The sequence below is a fragment of the Hydrogenophaga sp. genome (assembly GCF_050182545.1).
Classification (GTDB): Bacteria; Pseudomonadota; Gammaproteobacteria; order Burkholderiales; family Burkholderiaceae_C; genus Hydrogenophaga.
This window is the reverse complement of record NZ_JBFXCD010000011.1, coordinates 106,030-118,680: the sequence shown is the minus strand read 5'-3', so window position 1 is coordinate 118,680 and position 12,651 is coordinate 106,030. Positions and strand designations below refer to the sequence as shown.

6 protein-coding genes are annotated in these 12,651 nt (G+C 64.9%); all 6 read right to left on the bottom strand.

What is annotated here, in order from left to right; translation table 11 throughout:
* A partial coding sequence (locus AB7P10_RS13355) for an LLM class flavin-dependent oxidoreductase (RefSeq protein WP_428294345.1) occupies positions 1-2,525 on the bottom strand: 2,525 nt, incomplete at its 3' end.
* Positions 2,526-2,553: 28 nt separating this feature from the next.
* A complete protein-coding gene (locus AB7P10_RS13350; RefSeq protein WP_428294344.1) occupies positions 2,554-3,537 on the bottom strand; it encodes a glycosyltransferase family 2 protein in 984 nt (327 codons plus the stop codon).
* Positions 3,534-9,977, bottom strand: a complete 6,444-nt coding sequence (locus tag AB7P10_RS13345; protein ID WP_428294343.1) for a type I polyketide synthase — start codon at positions 9,975-9,977, stop codon at positions 3,534-3,536. The genes AB7P10_RS13350 and AB7P10_RS13345 overlap by 4 nt, the downstream gene beginning before the upstream one ends.
* Before the next feature lie 90 nt (positions 9,978-10,067).
* Positions 10,068-10,967: an ExeA family protein gene (locus tag AB7P10_RS13340; protein WP_428294342.1), complete on the bottom strand. Its 900-nt coding sequence runs from the start codon at positions 10,965-10,967 to the stop codon at positions 10,068-10,070.
* Between the two features lie 173 nt (positions 10,968-11,140).
* The gene (locus AB7P10_RS13335; protein WP_428294341.1) at positions 11,141-11,869 is read right to left on the bottom strand and encodes a WecB/TagA/CpsF family glycosyltransferase; all 729 of its coding nucleotides are present in this window, start codon (positions 11,867-11,869) and stop codon (positions 11,141-11,143) included.
* A 90-nt stretch (positions 11,870-11,959) separates the two neighbouring features.
* The gene (locus AB7P10_RS13330) at positions 11,960-12,586 is read right to left on the bottom strand and encodes a class I SAM-dependent methyltransferase (protein ID WP_428294340.1); all 627 of its coding nucleotides are present in this window, start codon (positions 12,584-12,586) and stop codon (positions 11,960-11,962) included.
* Positions 12,587-12,651: the final 65 nt, after the last annotated feature.

Below are 12,651 nucleotides of genomic sequence, written 5' to 3'. Positions count from 1 at the left end.
CCAATGCTCTGGGTGACGGCGGCCACCGCCGCACCGGTGACCGAGGGATTGGGGTACGGGCCCCCGAACGCGTGGAAGTGACGTTCGGGCGTCCACACAGCGCAGAACCCGTGCTGGTCCGCGAACTTGGCGCCTTCCAGGAGCAATTCGTATTTCTTGGGCCCCGCGCCATCGTCGTTGCCCCAGTAGTACAGGCTGAAGTCCATCTTCTGCGCGGAGATGGGCGCGCGCCCGCTGGACACGAGCGCACGGTTCTCATCGCTGGAGAGCACGAGCTTGAAGCCGCGCGCCAGGGTATAGAACAGCTCCAGCACGGAAATGTCGAACGACAGGCTGGTGACCGCCAGCCACACCCCGGGTGGGTCGTGGCGGATGCGGTCGTCCATGCCGCGGAAGAAGTTGGCGACGTTGCGGTGCTCGACCATCACGCCTTTGGGGCGTCCGGTGGAACCCGAGGTGTAGATCATGTAGGCGATGTCGGACGATTGCACCCCGCTGTCCGGATTGCTGTCCGGCTGGGCCGCGATCTGGGCGTCCTGGTCGATCACCAGCACCTGTGCCTGGTGGGTGGGAAGGGAGGCCACCAAGGTTGACTGCGACACGATCACCGGCGCTCCGCTGTCCTCGATGTAGAGCGCTACGCGGTCGGCGGGATAGGCAGGGTCCAGTGGCACATAGGCGCCCCCCGCCTTCTGGATCGCAAGCGCGCCGATCAGCAGTTCCAGCGAGCGCGACGCATAGAGCCCCACCAGGGTACCGGGCCTCACGCCCAAACCGCGCAGGCGGTGGGCCACGCGGTTGGCGCGGGCATTGAGTTCGGCGTAGGTCAGCGCCGTGCCTTCGAAGACCACGGCCGTGGCCTGTGGCGTGCGCTGAACCTGCGCCTCGAAGAACTGGTGCACGCAAGTGTGGCGCTCATAGTCGCAGGCCGTGTTGTTCCAGCCGTAGAGCACCTGCGCACGCTCGGTCGGCGACAGGATGGGCAGGCGCGCCAGGGGCGTGGCCCAGGACGGTTCCTGACCCAGCGCCTCCAGCACACTCTGCAGGCGCTGCACGAGCTGCGCGGCGGCTTCGTCGGGCAGCCTGGTGGCGTCGTGCCACAGCGTCAGGTGGCCATCCGCGCCTAGCTGCACAGTGACAACGCAGCCTTCGATGAACTCAGCAGCCTGCGACAGTCCGATCTGGGGCGCGGAAAGGCTTTTGATGGCCGGGTCGCGTGCCACAAGGTCCAGCGCGAATGCCGGGTGTCGGCGCGCCTTGCCCAGGGCCTCGGTGCACTGTTCGTGGAACGCGGAGAATGGCGTGCCCCCCGCCGCGGAAAGACGCATTGGCACCCAGGTGGACAGGTAGCCCGGCGCCTGCGGCGTGGCCGCATCGCGGTACGCGAGATCGAATTCGGACTTGCCACTGATGCGGGCCACCCAGGCGGCCGCCGCCGCCAGCAAGCGGTCGCCGGCAAGCGCCGAGGGCACCTGCACGGCGGTCTTGCGCCACTCGGCCGGGCCGGAGGCGGTTGTGGCCGAGGGCAGATCGATGGCCTGGGGCGCGCGCAGGCAGCGGCGCCAGGCGTCTTCACCGGGGGCCACCTGTGCCAGCGCGTCGGTCAGTGCCTGTGCCACGGCGGCGTCCAGCAACGGCAGTCGGTCCCCTGTCCTGGCCACGGTCGAAGGGCAGACAGGCTGACCGTGTGTGTCGCGCAGACCCGTCAGGCGCACCAGCGCCGTTGCAGTGCCTACCACCAAGCCGGCCGGTGTGGCTTCGACCACTTCACCGGGAGTGGCGCTCCCACTCTCGATGGTTGCCTGCGAGACGAGCAGCACCCGGCCACCTGTCTCCACTTTGGGGCAGGACAACGGGTTCCAGTACGTGCCGTGGTCCAGTGCGGCCACCAGGGCCACCAGCGCTTCGGCCGGCTGTGTGAAATCCAGCCTTGCGGCGGCGGCGGGCCGGTCCAGCCGTGCGTGGTAGCTGCGCTGGCTCAGGTCCTGCGGCACGCGCTTCAGACCAGGGCCGCGCATGTCGGCCAACAGCTCGGCAAAACTCTCCATGGCGGCTTCGTAGCAGCGCGTGTTCAGGGTCAGGGCCGTTTCGTTCGGCCCCAGGTCAAACAGCTTCTGCTTGACGATGTCGCCTTCGTCGATACCGCCCTCGATCATGTGCCAGGTCACGCCATGGCGCTTTTCACCCTGCAGAATGGCCCACACTGGGGCGTTGAGGCCCGCGTGTTTCGGCAGAGGCCCGTCGTGGAAATTGATCGCCCCATGCTTTGCCCGGTCCAGCACGGCTTGTGGAATGACCGACAGGTTGGCGATGCTGAACAGCCAATCGAACTCGACGCTGGCCAGCCTGTCCCCCAGGCCTTCACCGGGTGCCTCCACGGGAATGCCCTGGTGCACGGCCCAGGCCCGGATGTCGGGGTTGCGGGTGACCACCGCCGCGATCCTGTTCCCTCCTTGCAGCACGTGATCGGCACACTGGATCAGCAAGGACTCGTTGCCCATCACCACACAGGAAAAACCGCTCATGTATTGCTCCAAAAAACGTGAGAAAGCGTCAACGGTGTGCGCTGCCCATGCGCTTGCGCGGCCACAGGTTGCGCAGCGCGTGGGACACCAGGTCGCTCAGGAAATGGTCGGGTCCTTCCACGCGCTTCCTACCAAGGATTCGCCGGGCTCGCAGGATCGCTGAGCCCGCGACAAAAGACAGCGTGGCCAGGGCTGCGTAGAACGCGCCGTGGCTCTTGGTGTAGTACCACAGGCGCGAGTCAAACCAGTAGCCTGGCGTGCGCTTCCAGCCCTTCATGCCGGTGGAGACGGAGCCAATGTGCATCACGCGGCTCTCCAGCACGTAGACCGTGCTCCACCCGGCACGTCGGGCGCGCAGGCACAGGTCGGTTTCTTCGAAGTACAGGAAGAAGCGCTCATCGAACAAGCCAATCTGGTCGAGCATGTCGCGCCGCATCATCAGGCTGGCCCCGGCCACCCAGTCCACCGGCTGGGTATGCTCAGGTGGGGGCAATGCCACGATGTAGTTCCTGAGCAGGCGTGAGATGGGGCCGGTGCGGGCTGCACCCTCGAACTCGCTCTGGATGGTCGGAAAGCGGAAGGCGGTCTGGTGGTGGGCGCCGTCCTGGCCGTGAATGCGGCTGCCCGCCAGACCGACCGTGGGGTGGCCGACCATGTGGTCGAGCAGTGTGCGCACCGCACCTGGCTCGGGGAACGCATCCGAATTAAGCAGGTACACGAAATCGGGTGCCGTGCCATCGGGCAGGCCATGGCGGATCGCGATGTTGTTGCCAGCGCCGAAGCCACCATTGTGGTCCGAGGCGATCACTTGCACCCGGTCCCAGCCGCGCGCCTTCACAGCGTCACGGATCTTTTCGTAAGAGCCGTCGCCGGAGGCGTTGTCGACCACGTTGATCACGCCGTCAATGCCTTCCATCTCCCGCACGGCCACCTCCAGCGCCTGCAGCGTCATGTCCGCCGTGCGGAAATTCAGCAGCGCGGTGAGCAGCTTCGGGTTTCTTGGGTTGCTCATGGGCGCGCGTTCGGGGATTCGGCGGCGTCGATGCAGGCCTTGATGTGGCTGGCGAGCACACGCACGTTGGGCTCAAGCACCATGGAATCGTGATCGCCTGGCACCTCGATCACTCGCAGCGCAGGCATGTAGCGCGTCCAGTCGTTGTCTTCATAGACGACATCGCGGTCGCTGTTGACCCAGCGCCCGCCGGTGATCTTCCAGCGACGGTCCAGCGGTGGACGGAACAGCACCGCCGGGCCATTCCATCCATGCACCTCGTAGCGGGGCAGCGCGCTGCGGAACGCCGCTTCGATGGCGGCGTTGTGCAACTGGTGCGGACTGTGCGTGACTCCCGTGTCGGCGCCGTGACGGAATCGCTGCAGTTCCCACTCCAGGCGGCGCTTCGCCCATTGCCAAAGAAAACCCGGGCCATGGCGGCGCGCCTCAGCCAGCTTGATCATCAGCTTGTCGACGCGGCTCAGCGGCGGGCCGACGGGCAGGGGCGTGTCGAGCATTACCAGCAAGGCGATCTGCTCACCAGCGGCTTCGAGCTGCCGTGCGATCTCGTAGGCCGTGATGCCGCCGCCGGAGAAGCCACCGAGCAGGTAGGGCCCGTGGGGCTGCACCTGGCGCATTTCGGCGATGTAGTCGGTGGCTGCCTCGACCAGGGTTTCATGCGGGCTCTGGTCGCCGTAGAGGCCGCGTGCCTGCAGCCCGTAGAAAGGGCGTCCCACGCCGATGAGGCGGGCCAGGTGCCGCAGGTTGAGCACGTTGCCGAACATGCCGGCCACCAGGAAGAAGGGCGCGCGTTCGCCGCCTTCACCGTCGTGCATGGCCACCAGGTGGGTGAAGCGGCGCTTGGGTGCTGTGACCTTGTCGGCCGTCGGCGCTGCGCCGTCGGTGGAGGTGTCGCCAATCCGCTCGCGGATCATTTCCGCGCACAGCGCGATGGTCGGCGCTTCGAAGAGCACAGAAATCGGGAACTCGACCCGGTAGGCCTTCTTGACCATGGCGAACAAACGCACCGCGATCAGCGAATGGCCTCCAAGGTCGAAGAAACTGTCTTCGACGCCGACCTGGTTCACACCCAGCAACTCCTCCCAGAATCCCACCAGTGTGCGTTCCACGTCGTTGCGCGGCTCCACGTAGTCGCTGTCGAGATCGGGGCGCTGGAACTTCTGGCCCGAGCCCGCATCCGCCGCCACGGACTGGTCCGCCTGACGCACGAGCGCCTCCAGGTTGATCGACGACACCACGACCTGGGGCAGGCCAGTGGCCAGCGCTCGGCCAAACGCGTCGGCGCCCTCGGCTGGCCGGATGCCCAGAGAAATGTTGTGTTGCAGTTGCTCTTCGGCCGCGGAAAGGCGGGCCTGCGCGTCGGCACGCGCCGTGTCGTCGAACACCAGTTCGCGCGCGTCGAGGCGGCTGCTCGAGGCCGCGAAGCCGCCTTCCCTCAGGCGCTTGATGGAGAAACCATGTACCTCCACGCAGACCTCGCCCTGCGCGTCGCACAAGCTCACGTCGAACACCGCAAACGGTGCGTCGGCGCGGTCGTCCCCGGCATTGCGGACCCAGCTCCAGACATGGGCGGGCAGTGGACGGTGCACCCGCACTTCGCGGTACGACACCGGGACCCACAGGTGATCGGGCGCGTAGCCGGCGATCAGGTTCATGGCCCAGCCAGTGGCCAGATCCAGCAGCGCCGGGTGCAGCAGATAGCCTTCCGTCAGGTCGTCGTGGAACGCGCTGGGCAGTTGCAGATGGGCGATGCCTTCGCCCTCGCCATACGCCACGGACTGCAGCACGCGCCAGCGCGGCCCGAAGTTCAGGTGTTGTTCCTGCGGCGAGCGAAGGCCGGCGGGATCGTTCGCGCGGTTGCGGGCGCAGCGCGCCAGCAGGGCGGCGGTATCGATGGCGGCGGGCGCGGGCAGGGCGCCTGGTACCAGGCTGGCCTGGGCATTGAGCTGGTAGCCCTGGCGCCCTTCGAACATGACATCGCTGCGCACCTCCAGCGCATAGCCTTCGTCGCTGCGACCGAGCTTGACCCGCACGGCGCGGGTTTGCCCATCGTTGACTTCAAGCGGGCGGAAGAAATACAGATCGCGGATGGCGAAAGGGCCTTCTTCGCCGTTGCCGCGCAAGGCCTGCGCGGCCAGCTCCAGATAGCCGGTGCCTGGCAGCAGCGCCTGGCCGCTTGCAGTGCGGTGACCGTCCAGGATCCAGCGGTCCTGGGTGCGCCATTGGGCGGTAAAGAGGCGGTGCCCGGCGGCATCGAATGTGGCCTCGTCCAGCAGCGGGCTGTTGGCGGGATGGCGTGGCGCCGGTGCGGCTGCACCCAGGCGGCTGGCCATGGCCTTGGCGGCCATGCCCACTTCGTTCCAGATGCCCCAGTCGATGGCCAGCACCCTTGTGCGCCCGCCCGCCCGGCTCTGCGCGTAGGCATTGAGGTATTCGTTGGCGGCCACATAGTCCACCTGGCCAGCCGGTGCAGTGACCGTGCTGGTGGAGGAGAACAACACCAATTGGTCGATGCTGCCGTCAGGGAAGAGTTCGTGCAGGATCTGCACCCCGTGCACCTTGGGTGCGAAGACTTCTTCCACCGCGCCGGATGTCTTGGCGAGCAGCGGCCCGTCATCCACCACGCCGGCACCATGCACCACCAGGTGGATGCGGCCGAATCGCTGGCGGGCTTGCTCTGCGGCAACCTGCATGTCCTTGACGTTGCACACGTCGGCCGCAACCACCAGGACCTCGGCACCCAAGCCCTCAAGCCTGCGCACCGCCAGGATGCGCTGCGCTTGCGCGCTTTGCGACTCGCTGCCGCGCACAAGTGCATCCCATGTGTCCGGTGCGGGCAAAGCTTGTCGCGCCAGAAGGACCAGGCGCGCGCGCTTTTCGCGCGCCAGGCGCTCGGCCACCGTCAGGCCGATGCCTCCCAGACCACCGGTGATGAAGCACACCGCATTGTCGGGCAACTGCTGAATCTGCCCGGTGTCTGGCAAGGCCAGCGGGGCGTGGCTCAGCTCGTATCGCTTGTCACCACGCAGCGCGGCGATGCGGTTGCCGGGTGGGGAAAACAGATCCTCCAGCACGCGATCTGCAAGATCACCGCAGGCGTCGGGCTGTGGCTTGGCGCGCCACCCTTTGTCCAGCGCCGGGAGGACCACGTCGAGCACGGTGCAGGTCAGGCCAGGCAACTCGCGCGGCGCCACCCGGGCCGGCCCCATGAGGGTTGCTTTTTCAGGGTAGGGCAGGGCCTCATCCCGCACGCGGACGGCCCCCGTGCTCAGCACGGTCATGTGCAGTGGCTTGGGCAGGTTTTCCTCCGCCAGCGCCTGCGACAGGAACAGCAGACTGAAGAAACCTTGTTCGATGTTGCGATGGAAGAAGCTGCTGCCCGGACGGAAACGCTCCGCTCGGGTGACCTGCCAGGCGTGCACGATCTGCTGGGGAGGGTGGCCATTGGCCATGAGGTCGCGCGCCAACTCGTCGTAGCCCTCGCGACCGCGTTCCGGGGCCAGCAGGTATTCGTGCTCGCTCACGCGGGCAAATACGTCGCCCGCACGCACCTTCGTGACCCGGTGCCCCGCTGATTGAAGGCGCTGCACCAGCGCGTCGGTCAGGCCGGCCTCGTCCATGAACACCAGCCAGCTTTGCGCGGGTGTGGAGGCCAGGTCCTGGGTTACATCGAAGTCCACGCCTGCCTGACGCGGGCGCCAGCGCGGCTGGTAGCCCCACTGGTTCACCTCTTCGGTGCGCGTCAGTTGCACCGGTTCTGATGGCGCGTGGCGGACCTCGCCGGGTTCGATGAAATACGGCTTTCGCTGGAAGGCGTAGGTCGGCAGCGGTATGCGGTGGCGGCGCGCCTCGCCCCAGATCGGCTCCCAGTCGATGGGAACGCCGGTGGCCCACAGGCGACCGAGCGTGCCCAGGAACCACACATCGTCGGCAATGGCGTGGTCGGCGTGGCGCAGCGAGTTGATGACCTGATTCGAAGGGACGGCATTGGCCTGCGCCAGCGAACCCAACGCCTTGCCCGGCCCCACTTCGAGGTACACGCGCTGGCCTTCGCTCTTCAGGGTGTCCATGCAGTCGGCGAAATGCACGGTGTTGCGCAGGTGCCCAACCCAGTACATCGGGTCGGTGGCTTGTGCCGCGCTCAGGGGCTTGCCATCGCGGTTGGAGATGATGGGAAGCGCAGGAGCGCTCAAACGGATGCTTCGCAGGTAGGCCTCGAAGCGCCCCAGAATGGGTTCGAGCATGCGCGAATGTGCCGCGATGTCGATCTGGATGCGTTGCGGTTCGATCTCGCGCTTACGCAAGCTGGCTTCCAGTTCGTCCAGCGCGTGCTGAGGCCCGGAGACCACGCAGAGCTCTGGCGCGTTCACACTGGCCATGTCCAGCTCATCGCCCAGCAGGCCGCGTACTTCTGCAGCGGGCAGTGGCACGCTGAGCATGCCTCCCACGGGCACGGTGTCGAACAACTGACCGCGCAACAACACCAGCCCAATGCAATCCTCGAAGGACATCACGCCGGCCAGGCAGGCTGCCGTGTTCTCACCCATGCTGTGACCCACCAGGGCCGCCGGTTTCACGCCCCAGGAGATCCAGAGTTTCGCGAGCGCATACTCCACGATCATGATCAGCGGCAACTGCACCGAAGGACGCTTGAGCCGCTCAACCGCCTCGGTGTGCTGGCCGGCCTCGGGCAGCCAGAGGGACCGGATGTCGTAGTCCAGTTGTCGTTGCAGAACCTCCAACCCGCGATCCATCCAGTCCTGGAACACCGGCTCGGTTGCATAAAGCTCGCGCGCCATGCCCGCGTACTGCGCGCCGCCGCCCGGGAACATGAACACCACCTCGGGGTCGTCGCCCAGGTGGCTGTGGGTGAACACGCGGCGGGTGTCTGCGCCCTCCAGCAGTGTCGCAGCTTCCTCGTGGGTTTCGGCCACCAGCACCCGCCGGTGTTCGAATGCGCGGCGGCCCTGCTTGAGGGTGTAGGCCACGTCGGCCAGGGGTTGCTCGGGATGGGCGCGCAGATGTAAGGCCAGGGCCTTAGCGTTCGCATCCACCGCCGTGCGAGAGCGACCCGAGACCACCAGCAGCTGGAATGGCCAGTCTGAAGGTTCGCTTGAAGGCGCGTCGGGCGCTTCTTCGAGGACGGCGTGCGCGTTGGTGCCGCCCACCCCCAGCGAGTTGACGCCAGCGCGGCGAGGACCTTTGTGCGAGACCCACGGGCTCAGCGTGTGGTTGACCTGGAACGGGCTGCCATCAAAGTCGATGGAGGGGTTGGGGCGCTCGTAGCCCAGGCTGGGCGGGATCTCGCGGTGCTTGAGCGCCAGCGCCACCTTGATGAGGCTTGCCACGCCCGCCGCGGAGTCAAGGTGGCCAATGTTGGTCTTGACCGAACCGATGCGGCAGAACCCGTTTTCTGGCGTAGTCTCCCGGAACGCCTGGGTCAGTGCGGCCACCTCGATAGGATCGCCCAGATAGGTGCCGGTGCCATGGCATTCCACGTAGTCGATGGTGTCCGCCGATATCCCTGCCACGGCCTGGGCCTCGGCGATCGCCTTGGCCTGGCCATCCACGCTCGGTGCAAGGTAGCCCGCCTTGGCGGCGCCATCGTTGTTGACAGCCGTTCCCTTGATGACGGCCCAGATGTGGTCGCCATCGCGCAGCGCGTCCTCCAGGCGGCGCAACACCACCACACCAGCACCCGAGCCAAACACGGTGCCTTCAGCCCGGTGGTCGAAGGCGTGGCAGTGCCCGTCAGGCGAGAGAATCTCGCCTTCCTGGAATATGTAGCCGCGCGCGTGAGGCAGCTCGATGGTCACGCCGCCGGCCAGCGCCATGTCGCACTCGCCGCCCAGCAGGGCCTGGCAAGCGTAGTGCACCGCCACCAGAGAGGTGGAACACGCCGTCTGAATGTTGACGCTGGGACCCTTGAGGTCAAAGATGTGGCTGACGCGGGTGGACAGAAAGTCCTTGTCGTTGCCGGTGTGGCGCAGCAGGAACATCCCTGTGCTGGCCACCAGATCGGGGTTGGAGCAGATGTTGAAGTAGAAGTAGCTGCCCATGCCGCAACCGGCGTAGACGGCGATCGCACCCGGAAACGATTCCGGCGGGTGGCCTGCGCTCTCCAGGGCCTCCCAGGCCACTTCAAGGAACTGCCGGTGCTGGGGGTCCATGATGGCCGCTTCCTTGGGGCTGAACCCGAAGAAGTCGGCATCGAACTGCTCGAAACCGTCCAGCACCGCGGCGGCTGGAACGTAGTTGCGGTGACGCATGCGCTCGGGGCGCTCACCGGCAGCCAGCAGCTCGTCCTCTGTGAGGCGGCGGATGGATTCAATGCCCTGGCGCAGATTGGACCAATAGGCGGATGGGTTGAGTGCACCCGGCAGGTGCGCCGACATGCCGACGATGGCGATGTCGTTCGATGCGTCTGATCGTGTGTTCACACTGTTCTCGCAGGTACGTTACCCGGTATATACCTCCCCCACGGGTAAGTAATTATGACTCGACCATATGTGGCAACGGTGTGTGCTCGGTCACGCTTTTGGGGGTTCCTGTGGCGTCGAAAAGTTGCTGTCTCCAAACTGACTGTCCCCAGACTTGCTGTTTCTGAAGTTGGTGTCGCCCAGAACACCATACTGGCTGCGGTCGTTCAGGACTTCGTCGACAAGGTGAACATCGATCAACCGCGCTTCGGCGGCAAACCCATACACCAGGGTGGTATCGCAAAGAATGTTGATGCTGCGCGGAATGCCATGGGCGGCCTTGGCGATCTTGGCGGTGGCCAACGGCGTGAACAGCTGGCGTTCCCGGCCGGCCACCTTCAACCGGTGATCGATGTAGTCTCCGACTTCCACGGAATTCAGGGGTGAAATGTAGAAGTCGGCCGCCACTCGCTGAGCGAATTGCTGCAACTCAGGGCGTTGGAGCAAGTTGCGCAACTGGGGTTGGCCGACGAGTACCACTTGCAGGAGCTGGTCCTTGTCCGCGTTGATGTTGGAGAGCATGCGCAGCGACTCCATTGCCGCCGGGTTGATGTTCTGGGCTTCGTCGACGATGAGCACCACCCGGTTGTTTTTGCTGTACTCGCTGATCAGGAAGCGCTGAAAGGCGTCGTACCGCGCAATAGGAGAAAGGCCTTCGTAGGGTTGGCCAAACGCCAGCATGATCCACTCGGTGAGATCGGCAAGGTCGGGGTGCGTATTGGTCACCAGTCCAACCTTGACCTCGCTGCCCAGTTCGTTCAGCAGACGACGGATCAGCGTTGTCTTGCCACAACCGATTTCTCCACAAATCACCGTGAAACCGGCCCGGTTGTGGATCGCATACTCCAGCATGGTATAGGCCAGCGAATGGCGCTTGCCCATGTAAAGAAAGTCCGGGTCCGGCTGGATGGAAAAGGGCTTCTCGCGAAGACCGTAGAAAGACTCGTACACGCTCTACCATTTCCGCGCCATGAAGGCGTTCATCCGGCTGACAGCGCCCACTCGCCAAGCTCGCCGTATCGCTGGGTTGATGATTCGAGGAGGCAGTCTACCTTATGCATCAGTCGTGACCGATGCCGCTTCTTGCCCGCGATACGGATGGCGGTGCGCCTGATTGTGCGGATTCAGGCCTTCAGGCAGTCCCTGACCAGCATCCTGACGCCGGCAGGGTAGCTGATCAGGTAGCGCTTCCAGAGCCTGCGGGGCTCCTTGCCCAGCCGATAGAGCCACTCCATCCCGACCCGTTGCATCCAGCGCGGCGCCCGGCCGCCCTTGGGGCCGAGGATTTCGAAGGTTCCACCTATCCCCACAACCACAAGATGGGGCAGCATGGCGCGCAGTTGCAACGCAAGCCGGTCTTGTTTGGGTACTCCCAGCGCTATGAAGACGATCCGCACATCCTGTGCTTTCAGCGCCGCGGAAAACTGATTCAGCTGCGCGTCGCTCAGGTCGACAATGCCGTTGTACAGGTAGCGGCAGGCTTGCCTGGCCGCGGGCGCATAGCGCTCAAGGGTGGCCATGGGGTCCTGGCCGCCGATGATGGCGTAGGCCGGCATCTCGGGTACGCGCAGGTATGCGTCGACCAGGTCGACACCAGTGGTTCGACCGGCGATGGCCTTGTTCTTGTACCGAGAGGCCCAGACCAGGGGCATGCCGTCGGCCGTGATGATGTCGGCCTGCTGAATCAACTCACGATAGGAGGCGTCTCGTGCACAGAGAGCCAGCATCTCGGTGTTCAGTGTAACCAGCCACGCGCCGCGCCCATCTTGGGCGCACTGAAGGATGTCGTCCAGACAGGCTGATGTGCTGTGCCTGACGAGGTCAAATCCGCAAATGGTGGCGTGCACGCTCATTTCAGCAGACGCTTCTTCTGGATACGTGCAACTTCACGGCAAGGAGCGGCCTGCGCCTTTGTGACTGCCATTTTGTCTGGAGCGATCCGGTCATGGACACTCCCGTTCAGGATCAAGGATCGCGTTTCGTGCTTGGCTGTTTGCATATTTCTGCGCGACGAGCAACCAGTGCCCGTACCACAGCGTGTTGAACGTTCCTCGTCGGCGAATGGCCATGCCTTTTTGCGCCAGCCATTGCTCGACATCCATCGGGTCTGCATGTTGCACCCATTGCCTGGCCATGATCAGGTCATGCAACCGATTGGCAGCCGCTCGCCATGTTGGTTTGCAGACCATGTCCTTGAAGATCAATGTCCCCCCCTCCGGGACGGCGTCGCACAAGTCAGCCACGAACGCTTGTTTGTAGGCGTCCGGAATGTGGTGGAGGACGTCAACCACGGTCACTACTTCAAATCCGAGCCGGGGGATGCCTTGTTCCACGGATCTGCTCTCAAATGTGATGGTGTGGCCAGGAGAATGCTTGAGAGCCACTTGTTGGGCAACTTCGATGGCGGGCCCGGATAGGTCAAATCCATGGCCACGCCTGATACGCCCGAGGTCTGCAAGTAGATTGAGCAAAAGGCCATTGCCGCAACCAACATCGAGAACCCTCGATTTCTGGGGTACCTCATTGATGACCTCATGCAGAGGGCAGATGTACGAACGGTAGCTTTGCATGAACCGGACCATGCGGGTTCCTACGTCTGCATAGAGTCTGGACGCCGCGTACATGATCGAACGTG

What these genes read in the sequence shown, in the direction of transcription:
- AB7P10_RS13350 (WP_428294344.1), bottom strand. Translation starts at nt 3,537, where the DNA reads ATGAGCAACCCAAGAAACCCGAAGCTGCTCACCGCGCTGCTGAATTTC.
- AB7P10_RS13335 (WP_428294341.1), bottom strand. Translation starts at nt 11,869, where the DNA reads ATGAGCGTGCACGCCACCATTTGCGGATTTGACCTCGTCAGGCACAGC.
- AB7P10_RS13330 (WP_428294340.1), bottom strand. Translation starts at nt 12,586, where the DNA reads ATGCAAAGCTACCGTTCGTACATCTGCCCTCTGCATGAGGTCATCAAT.